Consider the following 18,207-nt stretch of genomic DNA (forward strand, 5'->3'; position numbering starts at 1 on the left):
AAATGAAAGATGCAATTGCGATCGTCGGAATGTCGTGCAGGTTTCCGGGAGGCGTACGCAGCCCGGAAGATTACTGGAACCTCTTGCTGGCGGAGAAGGATGCGGTAACGTCGGTACCGCCCGGCCGCTTCGACACCGAGTTCTACCAGCACCCCTCCAAGCGCGAGCCAGGCAAGAGCTACACCTTCTCCGCCGGCGTGATCGACGACGTGGCCGGCTTCGATGCCGACTTCTTCGGCATCTCGCCGCGCGAAGCCCAGCAGATGGATCCGCAGCAGCGCCTGCTGCTCGAACTCGCCTGGGAGGCCTTCGAGAATGCCGGCCAGCTGCCGCAGCAAATGGCCGGCAGCAACTGCGCCGTCTTTGTCGGCGTGGCGAGCCAGGACTATGGCGATCGGGCCGTCGACGACCTGAGCGTGGTCGATGCCTACTCCGCTACCGGCAATACGCTCTCCATCGCGTCGAACCGGATTTCCTACCTGTTTGACCTGCGCGGCCCCAGTATGTCGATCGACACGGCGTGCTCGTCGTCGCTCGTCGCGCTGCACCAGGCCTGCAACGCGATCCGCTCTGGCGAAGCCGAGACGGCGCTGGCCGGTGGCGTCAACCTGCTGCTGCACCCCTTCCCTTTCATCAGCTTCTCCAAGGCCTCGATGCTTTCGCCGACGGGTCGCTGCCGCGCGTTCGACGCCAGCGGCGACGGCTACGTCCGCGCCGAAGGCGGTGCGCTCGTGCTGCTCAAGCCGCTCAGCAATGCGCTAGCGGACGGTGACACCATCCACGCGGTGATCGCTGCCTCCGGCGTCAACTCGGATGGCCACTCGCATGGCGGCATCAACGTGCCCGGCGCCGCAACGCAGGCCGCGCTGCTCGATGCCGTCTACGCTCGCGCCGGGGTGGATCCGCGCGACCTGGCCTACGTGGAAGCGCACGGCACCGGCACCGCGGTCGGCGACCCGATCGAGGCCCGCGCGCTGATCGACGTGATCGGCAGCCGGCGGAGTGCCGAGTCGCCGCTGCTGATCGGTTCGGCCAAGACAAATCTCGGCCACCTCGAAACGGCGTCGGGCATGGCGGGCCTGCTGAAGGCGGTGCTCTGCCTGAAGCACCGGGCGGTGCCGGCATCGATTCATTTCTGCAATCCCAATCCGAACATCGACTTCGCTCGTGGCAACCTGCGCGTCGTCGATCGCTACCGGCCGCTCCAGACCAGTACTGCGCCGCTGCTGATGGGCGTCAACTCGTTCGGTTTCGGCGGCACCAATGCCCACGTCCTGCTGCGAGAAGCAGTGGCCTCGCCTGAAACCAAGCCCAAGGTGCCCGACGCAGAAGTACCCCGCCTCGCACCGCTGGTGCTGAGCGCGCGTGCGCCGCAGGCGCTGCAGGCGCTGGCCGGCGAATACCAGGCACGGCTGCGGGCCGGCGCCTCGTGGCAGTCGCTCGCCAGCGCCACCGCGCATCGGCGACAGCTGCTGCGGCACCGCGCCGTAGTCGCCCCCGCCACAGTGGCGGAGGGCCAGGCCGCCCTCGCGCTGCTGGCAAAGGGCGAAGGCTCGCCGTCGTATGTCATTGGCGAGGCGGCCAGCCAGAGCGGCAAGCTTGCGCTCGTCTTCTCCGGCAACGGCTCGCAGTGGATCAACATGGGTCAGCGCCTGCTTGCCGAGGACGCCGTCTTCCGCGCCGCACTGGAGGAAATCGACGCGCAATGGCAGGCCGACGGCAGTCAGTCGTTGGCCGGCGTAATGCGTGACGGCGCCAGCGCCGAATGGCTGCAGCGCACCGAAAACGCACAACCCCTGCTGTTTGCGATGCAAGTCGGCATCGTTCGCTCGCTCCGCGTCAGCGGCCTTGAGTACGACGCCTGCTACGGCCACAGCGTGGGCGAGATCGCCGCAGCATGGGCATCCGGCGCGCTGACACTGGCGCAGGCCGTCAAGGTGATCAAGGTACGCAGCCGCGCGCAGGCGCTGACGGCAGGCACCGGGAAAATGGCTGCGGTGGGCCTCGGCGAGGCGGCAGCGCAGGAGCTCATCGAACAGCTAGGACTGGCCAAAGACCTTGAAGTGGCTGGCATCAACAGCCCGGAGGCCGTCACGCTGGCCGGCTCGCCGCGTGCGTTGCAGGCGCTGCAGGACCATGTCTCCCGCCAGGGCAAGTTCTTCCAGTTGCTCGACCTCGACTACGCGTTCCACAGCAAGCGGATGGATACGATCCGCGAGACCGTGATGTCGGGGCTGGCCGACCTGCGTCCGCAGCCAACGCAGACTGTGTTTGCTTCTACTGTGACCGGCGGGCAGTTGTCCGGCGTGGAGCTCGACGCACGGTATTGGTGGCGCAACATCCGGGAGCCGGTTCGCTTTGACGCCGCCACAAGGCAACTGGCTAGCACGGGCATTCACCTGTTCCTGGAGGTGGGCCCGCATTCGATCCTTCGCAATTACGTGGTTCAGTCCCTGGAGCAAACAGGATCAGGAGCCCGCGTCCTGCCCACGCTGAAGCGTGGTCATGATTCTGCCGCGCAACTGCGTCATGCGCTATGTGCCGCCGTGGCGCATGGCGCCCGCCTTGACCACGCCACCCTCTATCCGTACGTGGATCGCACGCTGTCGCTGCCGGGCTATCCCTGGCAACGCAGCCGTCACTGGGTACCTGTCACCCCCGAAGGCTACAACCTCGTCGATCGCCATCGCGAGCACCCGCTGCTAGGCTACCGCCTGAAGGACAGCGCGGCCGCCTGGGAAAACCAGCTTGACCCGGTCAAGCTACCCGCGCTCGCCGCGCACGTGGTGGACGGCACCGTGACCTTCCCGGGCGCCGGCTACGTGGAAATGGCGCTGGCGGCAGCACGCCTGTACTTTGGCACCGAACAGTGCGCAGTGGAGAATCTCGACATCCGCGCGCCGGCCGTGTTCCAGCCGCAGCAGAGCAAGCTGTTCCGCTTCACCATCGAGCCGCGCACGGCCAGCTTCGCCATCGAATCGCGGTTGCGCGGCAGCAACGATCCCTGGACGCTGAACGCCGTCGGCCGCCTGCTCATCGGCGGCCCGGCGCTGCCGGCGCCGACTCCTGCCGCGGCGCAACTTGCTGCGCTGCAGGCCGCGCCCGTCATTGACGGCGAAACGCTGTATCAAGGGGCTGCAGCCATCGGACTGGAATTCGGGGACGCGTTCCGCTGGGTGGGGAACGTCCGCGTGGACGGCGACACCGCGCTGGCGGCATTCAATGCGCCCGCCGCGCTGGCGGACCCGAAGGCTGTCGCGGCCTACGTGATGCACCCGGGCGCAATGGACAGCGGTTTCCATCCGCTGCTGGCGCTGGAGGCCAACGGCCGCAAGTCGGCGGACAGCGCGGCCTACGTCCCGGTGCAGTTCGGCCGGATCGACTTCTACGGCGGCGGTGCCCCGGTGCGCGTCGTCGCCCGCATCGACCGCCGCAACCCGCATTCACTGGTCGGCACCTTCACCTACCTGGACCACGCCGGCAATGTCACGCTGCGGATCAGCGAATGCCGCTTCCGCCGCGTCGACCTGGTGGCGCGCCGCCATGGCGCGCCCGGCCGCTATGTGTTCGCGGCCGAGGCTCGTCCGCATGCGCAGGACATGAGCGCCGAGGCACTGCCCGTACCGGCCACGTTGCTGGCTACCGCCGCGCAGGCCGTTGCCGCTCGGGAGGATGCCGCGCACCGCAATTCCCACCGGACTGAGGTGATGCCGCTGCTGGACGTGCTGGCCGCCGCCTATGCGTGGCGCGCCATCGAGGCACTGGGCGTGCTCGAGGCCGAAGCACTCCCCACCACGGCGAACCCCGCATTGCTGGAGCGCCTGATTGGCATGTTGCTGGAAGATGGCGTGCTGGCGATGCGCGACGGCCGCCTGGTTCGCGGCGACGAGACGTTGCCGTCGATCGAGGAACTCTGGCGCACTCTGTTGTCCGCATCGCCGGGACATGTTGCCGAACTGACGCTGCTCGCACATTGCGGCGCCTCGCTACCTGCGATCCTGCAGGGCGAGCGTGACGCATCGGCGGTGCTGCCTAGCGGCCGCAGCAGCCTGCTCGATCATTTCTTCGAGGCCTCGCCCACCTGGGCGCATGTGAACGCGATGGCTGAGTCCTGCCTGGACGCCGCAGTGCGGTCCTGGACCCAACGCCGGCCGATGCGGATCCTTGAGGTCATCACCCCCGGCGCGGACCTGTTCCAGCCGATCGGCGCACACTGGCAAGACCGCTGCGACTACACGATCGCCGGCAGCGTCGAACAGCTTGGCGCCTTCGATGCCGCCGGTCACCCGCGGATCCGCACCGCGCCGATCGAACTTGGCAGCGAAGTCACGCTGGCCGTCGAGCCGGGCCGCGGCAAGTCGTTTGACGTTGTCATCGTCAACAACCTGCTGCTCGCGGGCGGCCAGCCGGCCCACCTGCTGGCCGCCATCCGCTCGTGGATGGCGCCCGGCGCGATGCTGATCCTCGCCGACGGCCAGTCCAGCCGGTTCTCCGACATCGTGTTCGGGCTGTCCCCGGAATGGTGGCGCCATGGCCGCGGCGAGCTGATCCCGGCTGCCGCGATCAGCGCAATGCTGCACGCGCAGGGCTTCGAGGCTGCGACGCGGCATGTGGAAGCCGATCTCGATATCGAGGGCGCCCCGCTGCTGCTGGTTGCCCGCCGCGACGCGTCGCACGACGAAACCGCGCCCGCCGCCACCCCTGCCACGACCTCTTCCGCGGTGCACTGGCTGCTAGCCTGCCCGGGCGAGCCCGGCCCGCTGGCAGCCGCGCTGGCCCAGGCCATCCAGGTTGCATCGCCGGTGGCGCAAGTGTCGCTGCTCGCCTCGCCGGATGCCTGCATCGCGCACGCCACGGCGGCCATGGGCGGCGGCACTCCCTGCCATGTGGTATTCCTCGCGGCCGATGCAGCGGTGCAGTCCGCAGCTACGGACGGCAATGCGATGATGCTCGCGCAGGAATCGACCTCGATCGCGCTGGCTCGGCTGGGCCGCGAACTGCCCGGCAGCATGCCCGCCGTGCGGCTGTCGGTGGTCACGCGCGGCGGCGCACCATTGCCGGTCGCGGACGCCAGCGCGGAAGACTTCCAGCCAGCGCAGGCCACCGTATGGGGACTGGGCCGTGTGCTGATGAACGAGCGCGCGGAGCTTGGCTGCCGCCTGATCGATCTCGATGCGACAAGCAAGGCACCGGCTGCCGCGCTCGCGTGCGAACTGCTGTCTGCCGACCAGGAAGACGAAGTGCTGCTGTGGGGCGGCGAACGCTATGTCCCGCGCATGCTGCCGGCCGGTCTTGCGCCGCGCCAGGACGTCATGCCCGACCAGTCCGCGGCGGCGCCTCACAGCGTGCTGGCGTTCGAATCGCCAGGTTCGCTGCGCCACCTGCAATGGTTTGAACAGCCGGCCTTTGATCTTGCACCCGACGAGGTCGAGGTCGAGCCGACTGCCACGGGCCTCAACTTCCGCGACGTGATGTACGCGATGGGTCTGCTGTCTGACGAGGCCGTGGAAAGCGGCTTTGCCGGCCCCACCATCGGCCTGGAGTTCTCCGGCCGTGTCACGCGCGTCGGCAGCGATGTGCGGTCCTTCGCCGTCGGTGATCCTGTGCTGGGCTTCGCACCGGCGTGCTTCGCGAGCCGCGTGCGAACGCGAGCGACAGCTATCGCGCACAAGCCGGTGCGAATGAGCTTCGAGGAAGCCGCCACCATTCCCTCCACGTTTTTCACGGCCTACTACGCGCTGTGCGAGCTGGCGCGGCTGCGCAAGGGCGAGCGCGTGCTGATCCATGGCGCCGCTGGCGGCGTAGGGATCGCCGCGATCCAGCTGGCGCGCCATCTTGGCGCGGAGGTGTTTGCCACCGTCAGCAGCAACGAGAAACGGGAGTTCGTGCGCCTGCTGGGCGCCTCCCACGTGTTGGACTCGCGCAGCCTGTCGTTTGCCGACGATATCCGCCGCATCACCAACGGCCAGGGCGTAGACATCGTGCTGAACTCGCTGGCCGGCGAGGCGATGGTGCTGGGCATCGATGTGTTGCGCCCGTTCGGCCGCTTCCTTGAGCTTGGCAAGCGCGACTTCTACGAGAACAGCCGCATCGGGCTGCGCCCGTTCCGGAACAACATCAGCTACTTCGGCATCGACGCCGACCAGTTGATGAATGCCGCGCCTGAGCTGACCGCCTCGCTGTTCAGCAATGTGATGACGATGCTGGACGAGGGCTCGCTCGACCCGCTGCCGTACCGCGCCTTCCCCGCCAGCCGCGTGGAGGAGGCATTCCGCTACATGCAGCAGGCGCGCCAGATTGGCAAGATTGTCATTACCTTCCCGCACGGCGCGCCGGCGCCGCAGGCAGATGAGCCGGCCGGCCTGGCGCTGGACGCTCATGCCGCCTACCTCGTCGTCGGCGGTACCAGCGGCCTCGGCTTCGCCACCGCGCGCTGGCTGGTGGACAAGGGTGCGCGCCACCTGGTGCTTGCCAGCCGCCGCGGCGCGCTGGCACCGGAACTGGCCGCCGAAGCTGACCGCTGGCGCGACGAGCACGGCGTTGCCGTCACGGTGTCTTCCTGCGACTTCACCGATGCCACGGCAGTGGACGCGCTCGTTGCGGGCATCGCCGCGCGCGGTGCGCCCCTCAAGGGCGTCGTGCATTCGGCAATGGTGATCGCCGATGGCCTCCTCGCCAACCTCGACGATGGCAAATGGCGCGACGTGCTTGCGCCCAAGGTTGCGGGCGCGTGGAACCTGCATCGCGCCACGCAGGCACTCGCGCTGGATTTCTTCGTGGTCTACTCATCGGCCACCACGTTCCTGGGCAATCCGGGACAGGCCAACTACGTGGCTGCCAACAGCTTCCTCGAATCGCTCGTGCACCAGCGGCGTGCTGCAGGCCAGCCGGGCACCTTCATGGCCTGGGGCCCGCTTGAGGACGTCGGCTTCCTGGCGCGCAACGCGCAGACGCGCGAGGCGATCCAGTCGCGCATCGGAGGCCGCTCCATCACATCCGACGAAGCGATGGCAGCGCTCGAACGGGCACTGCTCACCAACCGCGCCGGCGAGGCGCTGCTGTGGCTGGACTGGCAGGCAATTTCGCGCGTGATGCCGGCCGCGCGCTCGCTGCGCTATATGGAGATGGGCGCGGGCACGAGCCAGGACGCGCAGCGCCAGGGCGGCGCCAGCGTCGCAGCCGACGTGCGCGCCCTGCCCGTCAATGAAGCCGTGCAGCGCGTCATCGACACGCTGCAAGCCCAGATTGCGCACATCCTGCACCTGTCGGCAAAGAAGATCGATCCGGACCGCTCGATCACCGACCTGGGCATGGATTCGCTGATGGGCATGGAACTCGGCATGGCCGTCGAAGAGTCCTTTGAGGTCAAGCTCTCGGTGATGCTGCTGGCCGAAGGTGCTACCGTGCGCTCACTGGCGCAGAAGATCGTTGAGTCAGTGCGCGCCGGCGCGGACAGTCAGGATGGCGGGGAAGCCGCCAGCATGGAGCAACAGATCGCTGCGATGGCATCGATCCATGCCATCGATCTGTCGCAGCCGGGACACGACGGCACCGCCGGCACGACGATCCTCGCCGACGAGGCCGCGCAGTGACGGCGCAGCCCGGCTGGGCGCAGCAGCAAGGCACGCTTGCGACCGAACTGCGGCTGTCCGGCCACGGCCTGCACACGGGGCGGCGCGTCAACGTGCACATCTCGCCCGCACCGCTGGGCCAGGGGATCGTATTCCGACGCATGCGGGCGGGGCGCGTGGTGGCTGAGTTGCCCGCGTCGCCGCAGCTCCGGCTCGGGCAACCGCTCTGCACGGCGCTGCAGTCGGCAAGCGGCGTGCGCGTGCGCACTGTGGAGCATCTGCTCGCGTCGCTGCTGGCCTGCCAGATCGATCACGCCACGGTCGGGCTCGATGCTGAAGAAGTACCGATTCTCGACGGCAGCGCATTGCCATGGATCGCGGCCATCGATGCCTGCGGGCGCGCCGCACTGCCGGCGCCCAAGCGCTTTCTGCGCATCCGGCGCGCGGTGACGGTCGAGGATGGCGGCACGCGCCGCCTGACGGTAACGCCCGCGGACGGCTACGAGATGGATGTCACCAACGATCTGAAAGGCTTTGGCGAACTGAAGTGGGCAGGCACGATCGACCCGGCCTCCTTCGCCACCGAGATTGCGCCGGCGCGCTCGTACGGGCGGCTCAAGTGGGCGGTGCCTGCCATCGCCTTCGGCTACCTCCGCGGCAATCCGATCCTGCGGGGCGCGCGGCCATCCTGCACCGCGACCATCGTCGGCAACGGTGTCATCGGCGGCATGCGGCTGCCGATGGAGTTCGTGCGGCATCGGGTGCTCGACCTGATCGGCGATCTCGCGCTGCTCGGCGCGCCCCTGCTGGGCAAGGTCACGGCGCTGCGCCCCAGCCATGAAATGAACTACCGCCTCTGTGCCGCCCTGCTCGACCAGCCCGATGCGTGGGAGTGGGCGGACACGGCCAACTGAAAACAAGGACAAGCATGGGACTGGGAGACCAGTTGAGACAGCAACTCGCGGCCAAGGCACTCAAGCGCCAGTTGGAACGGGTGACTAACGAGATCGATTCGCAAGTCACTGCGCGCGACGCGAACGACGTCACGCCGCGCGCTGTGACGGCACCGGCCGACCTGGCGGAGCTCTCCCGCTTTGACACGATGCCGGCCTACCAGCAGGTGGCGATCGGCCGCCAGATGAGCGAGCGGCTGCGCATTCCGTCGCCGTTTTTCCGCGTGCACGAGGCAGTGGCCAGCGCCACCACGCAAATCGACGGGCGGACTTACGACAACTTCGCCAACTACAACTATCTCGGCTTGGCCGGAGACCCGGTGGTATCCGCCAGCGCCAAGGCTGCGATCGACCGGTACGGCACGTCGGCCTCCGCCAGCCGGATCGTGGCGGGCGAGCGGCCCATCCAGCGTGAGCTCGAGCAGGAGCTGGCGCGCCTGTACGACGTGGACGACTGCGTCGCATTCGTCAGCGGCCACGCCACCAACGTCACGGTGATCGGCTGCCTGTTCGGGCCGGCCGATCTGATCGTGCACGATGCGCTGGCTCACAACAGCATCGTGCAGGGTGCGCAACTGAGCGGCGCCAAGCGCTTGAGCTTCCCCCACAACGACTGGGCAGCGCTGGACGCGTTGCTGACGCGCGTGCGCCGGCAGTACCGGCGCGTGCTGATCGCCGTGGAAGGCATCTACAGCATGGATGGCGACTTCCCGGAACTCGATCGCTTCATCGAAATCAAGCGCCGGCACGCAGCGTTCCTGATGGTGGATGAAGCCCATTCGCTCGGTGTGATGGGCGCACGGGGCCTTGGCATCCGCGAACACTTCGGGCTGGCTGGCCGCGATGTCGATATCTGGATGGGCACCTTCAGCAAGACGCTGGCCGGCTGCGGCGGATACATCGCAGGCGAGCGGGCACTGATCGACATGCTGCGCCATCTGGCTCCCGGCTTCCTCTATAGTGTCGGGCTCTCGCCCGTGCTGGCGGCTGCATCGCTGGCCGCGCTGCAGTGCATGTTGCGCGAGCCGCAGCGCGTGACGAGCCTGCAGCAGCGCGGACTCCAGTTCCTGGAGGAAGCGCGCCGCGCGGGACTCAATACAGGCCTGAGCGCCGGCTACTCGGTGATCCCGGTCATCAGCGGCAGTTCGATGAAGGCAGCGCAGTGGGCCAATACGCTCTTTGACCAGGGCATCAACGTGCAGCCGATCTTCTATCCGGCAGTGGAAGAGAAGGCGGCGCGGCTGCGCTTCTTCATCTGTTCAACGCATACGCCCGAGCAGATCAGTGCCACGGTGGACGCCGTGGCGCGACTGGCGCACGGATAGCGCGTCGACAGGCATTCACACCATGCAAGATCGCCTCGGGTTCCGGTCCGCCACGGCAGACGACGCACGCGTGCTGGCACCGCTGGTGCTGGCCTCTGGACGTCAGGAATTCGCGTTCCTGTTCGATGACAGCGATGCCGCATGCGAGGGATTCCTGGCGTATGCAATGGCTGCGGGGCATGGGCGCTTTTCCTGGCGGCGTCACTACGTTGCAACCCTCGATGACATCCCTGTGGCCGTGATGGCGATTCAGGACGGCCGCGGCCGCACGGGCTGGCTGGACGATGCGGTTGCCGCCGGCCAGTTCCTGCGCCACTTCGGCGCGCGCCGCACGGCCGGCATCATCCGCCGCGGGCTGCTTCTCGAACGAGAAATCCCGAATCCCGCCGCACATCAGACCCTGATGGCACATTGCGCCACGCGGCCCGAAATGCGCGGCACAGGCATTTTCCATGCGCTATTCCAGCACGTTATCGAGACGAGCCGCCTGCCTGCATGCCCCGGCCAGGAGTTGGTGCTTGACGTACTCAAGCACAATACGCGCGCGGCAGCGTTGTACAAGCGGCTGGGTTTTATCGTTGCCGCGGGCAAGCGCCCCGCTCCGCGAGGCCTGCCTGTCTCACTTGCCGCGGATCGGATGGCTTTCAGTCAAAAACCGATCACACAAGGGTAAACCCTTGGTCGCTCAACGGCCTACCTTAGCCGATACCAATAGCACCCGTCATCGCCGCGCTCCCGCACGGCCTCTTCCCGCGTCAGCAAGTAGTTCAGGTGCGCGATGCTTTCCCCCGTTGCCATCCCCAGCAAACCGCCACTCCCAGTGATCGGCCGCGAGAACAATTCACCGAATACGTCCACGGCCCGCTTCGGTGTGGTCAACGCCCCACGCAACCGATCCAGCGCCTGCAACTGGCTCGCCCGCAAATAGTCGATGCGCGCATGCAGCCCACGGAACGGTTCGTTATGCGCCGGCAGCACCAGCACATCGTCCGGCACGGCGGCGCGCACCTTGTCGAGTGAAGCCAGCCAGTCCTGCATCGGATCGGCATCGGGCTCGGTCGGAAACACCGATACATTGGAGGAAATGCGCGGCAGCACCTGGTCGCCGGACACCAGCAGTTTCAACGCCGGGCAGTACAGGCACGCATGTTCGGGCGAATGACCGGTGCCGACGATCACCTGCCAGTCGTGCGCGCCAATGCGCACGGTGTCGCCATCGGACAGCCGGTGGAAGCTCTCGGGCAAGGCGTGGACATATTTGCCGAAGCCGCCGAAGCGGGTGCGGTAGACCTCGATCGCTTCGTCGTCCCAGCCGGCCTTGCGATAGAACTCGATCGCGTCATCCGGCGCGGCGCGCCCCGTATCGGCTGCCAGCACGCGGCACATCAGGTATTCCAGCCGCGTCATCCACAGCTGGCAGTCGAATTTACCGGTCAGCCACCCGGCCATGCCGATGTGGTCGGGGTGCATATGGGTGACGAACAAGCGTGTCAGGCCGCCGGCGAGCGCGCCGTTTTCGCTGAACAGCGCACGCCAGGCCTGGGCGGTTTCCGGCGTCTGCAGGCCCGAGTCGACCGCGGCCCAGCCGCTGCTGTCGCGGATGGCCCACAGGTTGATGTGATTCAGGCCCAGCGGCATCGGCATGCGCAGCCACAACACGCCGGGGGCGACCTCACGGGCGCGGCCGGGCTCGGGCGCGTCGCCGCAGGGGTAGTCAAGCTCGGGCTTTTCGAGGGAGATGGGGGCAGCTGCGAGGGCGATATCGGGGGATTGGGCGCTCATCGGTGTCTGGGCCGGTGGGCCGGCCGTGCTGTGCACGGTGGCCGAAGCGGCTATGCCCCGGCTCCGCGCGTTCTGGATAGCTGACACCTTAGCCCAGATAGGCGATTCCTGCTACGCACGCCCTGCCCGTGTTCCGCGGCGTGGAACCGCGTGGAATGGCTGGCGCTATCGGCCCGGCGCCGGCAGCACCTTGCCCGGATTGAGCAGGTTCAACGGATCCAGCGCCTGCTTCACCTGCCACATCAACTCCAGCTCCACCTGGGACTTGTAGCGCGTCAGGTCGTCGCGCTTGGCCACGCCGATGCCGTGCTCGGCCGAGATCGAGCCGTTTTCCGCATGGGCCATGCCGTCGACCAGCGCCGAGACCCGCTCATACCACTGAGCCAGGAACTCTTTACCTGGCTGATCCCTGGGCCGCAGCGGGTTGAAGTGCACATTGCCGTCGCCCATATGGCCGTAGATCACCATGCGCGCGTCCGGCACCAGTTCCAGCACCTTGGCCGAGGCTTCCTCGACAAACGCGGCGATGCGCGACAGCGGCACCGAGACATCGCACTTGATGCTGCCGCCGGTGCGGGTCTGGGCGTCGGAGATCTCTTCGCGGATGCGCCAGAAGGTCTGGGCGTCGGACAGGCTGGCGGCCACGGCGGCGTCGAGCACCAGGCCCTGGCTGAAGCCGGATTCGAGGATCTCCATCAGCGTGGCGTTCAAGCTTTCCGCATCTGCGCCAGAGGTCAGTTCGATCAGCACCATCCAGTCGTGCTTGTCCTGCAGCGGGGAAGCCACGTTGCCAAGATACTCAAGCACCAGTTCCAGCGCGGGCCGCGAGATCAGCTCGAACGCGGTCACGGCCTGGCCGGACAGGCACTTGGCTTCGCCCAGCAAGGCCACGGCCGCGGCGGGGTCCTGCACGGCGACAAAGGCCACGGCGCTGCTGCGCGGCTGCGGCATCAGCTTGAGCACGGCGCCGGTGATGATGCCAAGCGTGCCTTCCGCGCCGACGAACAGGTGCTTGAGGTCGTAGCCGGTGTTGTCCTTGCGCAGGCCACGCAGCGACGAGTAGATGCGGCCATCGGGCAGCACCACTTCGATGCCGAGCACCAGGTCGCGCATATTGCCGTAGCGCAGCACCGCGGTGCCGCCGGCATTGGTCGACAGGTTGCCGCCGATCTGGCACGAGCCTTCGGAGCCGATGCGCAGCGGGAACAGGCGTTGCCCGGCCTCGGCGGCGCCGCGTGCCGCGCTCAGCGTGACGCCGGCCTGCACGGTCATGGTGTCGTTGATGGTGTCGATGTCCAGCACGCGGTTCATGCGGCTGAGGTTGACGACCACGGCGGTGCCGCTGTCGTCCGGGACGGCGCCGCCCATCAGCGAGGTATTGCCGCCCTGCGGCACCACCGGCACGCGCTGGGCATGGCACCACTGCAGCACCTGGCTGACCTCTTCCGTCGATGACGGCAGCACCACTACCTGGGCCTGGCCGCGGTAGATGCCGCGGTAGTCGGTGACGTAGGCCTGCGTGTCGGCATCGCCGCTGCGGCAGGCGTTGGCGCCGACGATAGCCTGCATCGCGCGCAAGGTGGTGTCTGGGGTCGGGAGGTCAGCTGGCATGTGTGTAAGGCCTAGGAAATACGGGTCAGTACGCGGCGGAAGGCTTGTCTGCGGCGGGGGCGTCCGCGGGCTGCGCACGGAACGATGCGGCAAGCTTGCGCGCGGCGTTGGCGTACAGCATCACGTCCACGCCCGTGGCCACGAAGGTGCAGCCCAGGTCGAGGTAGCGGCGCGCCAGTGCCGGGTCCGACGTCAGCGTGCCGGCGGCCTTGCCGCTGGCGATGATGGTACGCATCGCGCCTTCGATGGCGGCCTGCACCTCCGGGTGTCCGGGGCGGCCGCGGTGGCCCATCGACGCGGCCAGGTCGGCCGGGCCGATAAAGACGCCGTCGACGCCGTCCACCGCGCAGATCGCTTCCAGGTTCTGCAATGCGGTGACGGTTTCGGCCTGCACCAGCAGGCAGACTTCATCGTCGGCCACATCGAGGTAGTCGGTGCGGGCGCTCCACTGCGAGGCGCGCGCAATCGCGCTGCCCACGCCGCGGATGCCTTGCGGCGGGTAGCGCGTGGCGCTGACCACCATGCGGGCCTGTTCCGCCGTATCCACCATCGGCACCAGCAGGCTGCGCGCGCCGATGTCGAGCAACTGCTTGATCAGCGGCACTTCGCCGGCCACGGCGCGCACCACGGGCTGGACCGGGTATGACGCCACCGCCTGCAGCGCGTGCAGCGTCGAGCGCAGGTCGTTGGGGGCGTGTTCGCCGTCGATCAGCAGCCAGTCAAAGCCTGCGGTGGCCGACACTTCGGCCAGGTACGGCGTTGCCATCGACAGCCACAGGCCGATCTGCGCCTGGCGGGCGGCCAGCGCCGTCTTGAAGGGATTGTTTGCGGGCATGGTGTGTTCCGGTTCGATGATCGATGGGCCCGGCGCGTCAGCCGAGCTGGCCCTGGCAAAGGTACTTGGTGTGCATGTAGTCGTCCAGCCCGTGGCGCGAGCCTTCGCGCCCGTAGCCGGATTCCTTCACGCCGCCGAACGGCGCCGCCTCGGCCGCGATGGCGCCCTCGTTGATGCCGACCATGCCGGTTTCCAGCGCCTGCGCCACGCGCCAGATGCGGCGGATGTCGTTGGAGTAGAAGTAAGCAGCCAGGCCGAACGGGGTGTCGTTGGCGTCGCGGATCACCTCGGCTTCATCGCGGAAGCGGAAGATCGGCGCGACCGGGCCGAAGGTCTCCTCGCACGACAGCTCCATCGCGGGGGTCGCATCGGCCAGCACCGTCGGTGCATAGTAGTGCGGGCCATCGCCGGTGCGCACGCGCTTGCCGCCGGTGACCACGCGCGCGCCCCGGGCGACGGCGTCTTCCACATGGCGTGCGATCTTGTCGACGGCGCGGGCATTGATCATGGGACCGATCTGCGCGGCCTCTTCCGTGGCCGGACCGACATGGAGCGCGCCAACGCGCTGTGCCAGGCGCTCGACAAAGGCGTCGTGCACGGCGTCGTGCACATAGACCCGGTTCGGGCACACGCAGGTCTGGCCACCGTTGCGGAACTTGGACGCCATCAGGCCATCGACCGCGGCGTCGAGATCGGCGTCCTCGAAGACGATGAAGGGCGCGTTGCCGCCCAGCTCCAGCGACAGCTTCTTCAGCGTGGCCGCCGATTCGCGCGCGAGGTGCTTGCCCACGGGCGTGGAGCCGGTAAAGGTGATCTTGCGCACGCGGCTGTCGGCCAGCCAGGCGTCGACCACGCCCGGCGTGTGCTCGCGCGATGCGGTGACGATGTTGAGCACACCCGCGGGCATGCCGGCCTGCTGCGCCAGCCATACCAGCGCCAGCGCGGTCAGCGGCGTGTCCTCGGCGGGCTTGGCCACCACCGTGCAGCCGGCGGCCAGCGCCGGGGCGATCTTGCGGGCAATCATCGCCAGCGGGAAGTTCCACGGCGTGATCGCCGCGACCACGCCCACCGGCTCCTTCAGCACCAGCAGTTTGCGGCCCGGCACGGCTTCGGCGACGATATCGCCACAGATGCGCGTGGCCTCTTCGGCAAACCACTCGACATAAGACGCGCCGTACTGCACCTCGCCGCGTGCCTCTTTCAGGGGCTTGCCCTGCTCGGTCGAGATAATGCGCGCCAGGTCTTCCTGGTGTGTGAGGATCAACGCATGCCAGCGCTTGAGCAACTGGGCCCGTTCGCGCGCGGGCCGGCGGCTCCACGCCGGGAAGGCGGCGGCGGCGGCATCGACGGCAAGTCGGGCATCGCCGGCATCGCTGTCTGGCACGTTGGCAAAGGTTTCCCCGGTGGCCGGGTCGGCGACCGGCAGGCGGGCGCCAAGGCCGGCATCGCACCACCGGTCGTCAATCAGGTTCTGGCTGCGCAGAAGCGCTTGCTCGGAAAGCGTCGGCATAAGTGTGGAGGAAGCGAGATTGGCGGAAGGCGGATTAGCTGACGATGCCGAGGTGCCATGGCACGAACTCGTTGTCGCCCAGGCCCAGCGCTTCGCTCTTGGTAGGCTCGCCGGAGGCCGCGCGCAGGATATGTTCGAAAATCCGCTGGCCCATCTGCGGCACGGTCAGCTCGCCGTCGAGCACCTGCCCGCAGTTGATGTCCATGTCTTCTTCCAGGCGGTGGTACATCGCCGAGTTGGATGCGAGCTTGATCGTCGGCGCGGGCTTGGAGCCGAACATCGAACCGCGGCCCGTGGTAAAGCAGATCAGGTTGGCGCCGCTGGCGATCTGGCCGGTGACGGCCACCGGGTCATAGCCGGGCGAGTCCATGAACACAAAGCCGGCCTGGTCGATCGGCTCGGCGTATTCGTACACCGCCTGCAGCGGCGTAGTGCCGCCCTTCATGGCCGAGCCCAGCGATTTCTCGAAGATATTGGCCAGCCCGCCCTGCTGGTTGCCGTGGCCGACCACGCCGTTGAACTGCGCGTTGTGGCCGGCGGTGTAACGCTCCCACCAAGCGAGGCGGTCCAGCAGCTTCTGGCCGACCTCGGGGGTTACCGCGCGGCGCGTCAGCATGAATTCCACGCCGTGGATTTCCGGCGTTTCAGACAGGATGGCGGTGCCGCCATGGCGCACCAGGATATCCATCGCCGCGCCCAGCGCCGGGTTGGCGCTGATGCCGGAAAACCCGTCCGAGCCACCGCATTCCAGCCCGATCTTCAGGTGGCTGGCCGATACCGGCTGGCGCACCGCGGCATTGGCCGCGGGCAGCATCGATTCGATCGCGCGGATGCCTGCGGCAATGGTGGCACGCGTGCCGCCGGCATCCTGCATCACAAGCGTGTGCACCGCGGGGCCGGGCTCCAGCCCCTGCGATTCCACCAGCGATGCCACCTGGTTGCGCTCGCAGCCCAGGCCGACGATCAGCACGCCGGCCAGGTTGGGATGGCACGCATAGCCGGCCAGCGTGCGGCGCAATACGTCGAAGTGCTCGCTCGGCGACGACATGCCGCAGCCGCTGGTCTGCGCGAAGGCCACCACGCCATCGACGTTCGGAAAGGCCGCCAGCCGCTCCGCTGTGAAATGCGCGGCAATCTGGCGGATCACGGTGGACGAGCAATTGACCGACGACAGGATGCCGATGAAATTGCGCGTGCCCACGCGCCCGTCCGGGCGCACAAAGCCGTTGAAGGTGGCGCGCCGGGCCTCGGGCACGTAGTCGACCGGCCGCACGTCCTGGCAGAACGCCGGGTCGCGGTAGAAATCGACCAGCGTCAGGTTGTGCGAATGCACGTGGTCGCCCTGGGCGATATCGCGCGCGGCCACGCCGATGACGGTGTCGAACTTGCGCACCGGCGTGCCGGCCGCGATGGCGCAGGCAGCGATCTTGTGGCCGGCCGGCACCTGCGCGCGCACGCGCACGGCGGGGTCAACCAGCTGCTGGCCAAGGCTGAGGTCGCTGCGGGCGACCAGCACGTTGTCGTTGGCGTGCAGGCGGATGACGGGATTGGGATTCACTTGGACTTGGCCTTAGACGGCATTCAGCCTTGCTGCAGCAGTTCTTTCAGCTTGAGGCGCTGGATCAGCTGGGTTTCCTGGTCATAGACGCTGGCCACATACTTCTTGTAGTCAGGACCGTCCAGGTACATCACGGGCGCATCCAGGCGCGCTGCCACCTGCTTGAACTCGTTGCTGGCCACGGCGCCGCGAAAGGCGTCACGCAGCTTCTTTTCCACGGCGGGCGGCAGGCCCTTCGGGGCGCCGATGCCGTTGGGCGCTTCCACCACCACGTTGTAGCCCAGTTCCTTCAGCGTCGGCGTGTCCTTGAAGCGGGTCGCGCGCTGTTCGCCCCAGGTGGCCAGCAGGCGCAGCTTGCCGGCTTCCACGTGCGGCGCCCACGAGCTGGAATCGGCCAGCAGGTCCACCTGCCCGGCCAGCACATCCTGCAGCGCCGCCGCGCCGCCCTTGTAGGCGATGGCATTGAACTGGATCCCGGCGGCCAGAGCGAACTGCTCCATGCCGACGTGGGTCGCGCCGCCGATGCCGGCGTGCGCATAGGTGATCTTGCCGGGGCTGGCCTTGGCGGCGGCCACCACGTCCTGCAGTGTCTTGTAGCGCGAGTTGGCCGGCACGGCGATGCCGAAGGTCTGGCCCGAGGTGCGCGCCAGGTAGGTCAGCTCGGTGCGCGGATCCAGTTGCAGCATGCCGAGCTGCGAAAAGCGCGTCACCGAGATCGGGATCTGGCCGATGGTGTAGCCGTCCGGATTGGCGCGCGCCAGGGCCTTGGTGCCGATCATGCCGGAGGCGCCGGCGCGGTTCTCGACCACGATCGACTGCTTGAGAATGCCGCCGGCCACCTGGCACAGCGCGCGCATCGACTGGTCAGCGGTGCCGCCCACCGGCCACGGGCAGATAAAGGTGATGGGACGCTCGGGATACTCGGCGGCCAGCGCCCGTGCGGCAGGCAGCAGCACGCCGGCGGCGCCCGCGGCAGCACCCGCTGCGGCTCCGATGAGCAGGCGGCGGCGCTTGGAATCGATGGGGAAGCCTTGAGTCATTTGCGGGTGTCTCCGATGTTCT

Annotated in this window: 10 protein-coding genes; 4 read left to right on the top strand and 6 right to left on the bottom strand. The window is 67.9% G+C overall.

Annotated elements, in window-relative coordinates; all coding sequences use genetic code 11:
• Positions 1–2: 2 nt before the first annotated feature.
• From RS901_RS28790 to RS901_RS28805, 4 genes are read left to right on the top strand one after another with little or no spacing between them, the layout of a single operon-like run.
• Positions 3–7,592 carry an SDR family NAD(P)-dependent oxidoreductase gene (locus tag RS901_RS28790; RefSeq protein WP_316157314.1) on the top strand — a complete coding sequence of 2,530 codons (7,590 nt, stop codon included), beginning with the start codon at positions 3–5 and terminating at the stop codon, positions 7,590–7,592.
• Positions 7,589–8,485: a UDP-3-O-acyl N-acetylglycosamine deacetylase gene (locus RS901_RS28795; RefSeq protein WP_316153913.1), complete on the top strand. Its 897-nt coding sequence runs from the start codon at positions 7,589–7,591 to the stop codon at positions 8,483–8,485. The genes RS901_RS28790 and RS901_RS28795 overlap by 4 nt, the downstream gene beginning before the upstream one ends.
• A 14-nt stretch (positions 8,486–8,499) precedes the next feature.
• Positions 8,500–9,849, top strand: a complete 1,350-nt coding sequence (locus RS901_RS28800) for an aminotransferase class I/II-fold pyridoxal phosphate-dependent enzyme (protein ID WP_316153914.1) — start codon at positions 8,500–8,502, stop codon at positions 9,847–9,849.
• Between the two features lie 22 nt (positions 9,850–9,871).
• Complete coding sequence (locus RS901_RS28805) at positions 9,872–10,522, top strand: GNAT family N-acetyltransferase (protein WP_410054194.1); 651 nt, start codon at positions 9,872–9,874, stop codon at positions 10,520–10,522.
• Between the two features lie 20 nt (positions 10,523–10,542).
• Here RS901_RS28805 and RS901_RS28810 read toward each other — a convergent pair whose 3' ends face one another.
• The 6 genes from RS901_RS28810 to RS901_RS28835 all read right to left on the bottom strand — a co-directional run bounded on the left by RS901_RS28810 (position 10,543) and on the right by RS901_RS28835 (position 18,185).
• Complete coding sequence (locus tag RS901_RS28810) at positions 10,543–11,631, bottom strand: MBL fold metallo-hydrolase (protein ID WP_316153916.1); 1,089 nt, start codon at positions 11,629–11,631, stop codon at positions 10,543–10,545.
• A gap of 165 nt (positions 11,632–11,796) precedes the next feature.
• The gene (locus RS901_RS28815) at positions 11,797–13,242 is read right to left on the bottom strand and encodes an FAD-binding oxidoreductase (RefSeq protein ID WP_316153917.1); all 1,446 of its coding nucleotides are present in this window, start codon (positions 13,240–13,242) and stop codon (positions 11,797–11,799) included.
• A gap of 25 nt (positions 13,243–13,267) precedes the next feature.
• Positions 13,268–14,077, bottom strand: coding sequence for a 4-hydroxy-2-oxoheptanedioate aldolase (gene hpaI / locus RS901_RS28820; RefSeq protein ID WP_316153918.1), 810 nt, complete (start codon positions 14,075–14,077; stop codon positions 13,268–13,270).
• Positions 14,078–14,114: 37 nt separating this feature from the next.
• Positions 14,115–15,587, bottom strand: a complete 1,473-nt coding sequence (locus RS901_RS28825) for an NAD-dependent succinate-semialdehyde dehydrogenase (RefSeq protein ID WP_316153919.1) — start codon at positions 15,585–15,587, stop codon at positions 14,115–14,117.
• A 34-nt stretch (positions 15,588–15,621) separates the two neighbouring features.
• The gene (locus RS901_RS28830; protein ID WP_316153920.1) at positions 15,622–17,145 is read right to left on the bottom strand and encodes an altronate dehydratase family protein; all 1,524 of its coding nucleotides are present in this window, start codon (positions 17,143–17,145) and stop codon (positions 15,622–15,624) included.
• A 23-nt stretch (positions 17,146–17,168) separates the two neighbouring features.
• Complete coding sequence (locus RS901_RS28835) at positions 17,169–18,185, bottom strand: tripartite tricarboxylate transporter substrate binding protein (RefSeq protein WP_316153921.1); 1,017 nt, start codon at positions 18,183–18,185, stop codon at positions 17,169–17,171.
• Positions 18,186–18,207: the final 22 nt, after the last annotated feature.

It is taken from the genome of Cupriavidus sp. BIC8F (assembly GCF_032465815.1).
GTDB classification, from domain to species: domain Bacteria; phylum Pseudomonadota; class Gammaproteobacteria; order Burkholderiales; family Burkholderiaceae; genus Cupriavidus; species Cupriavidus necator.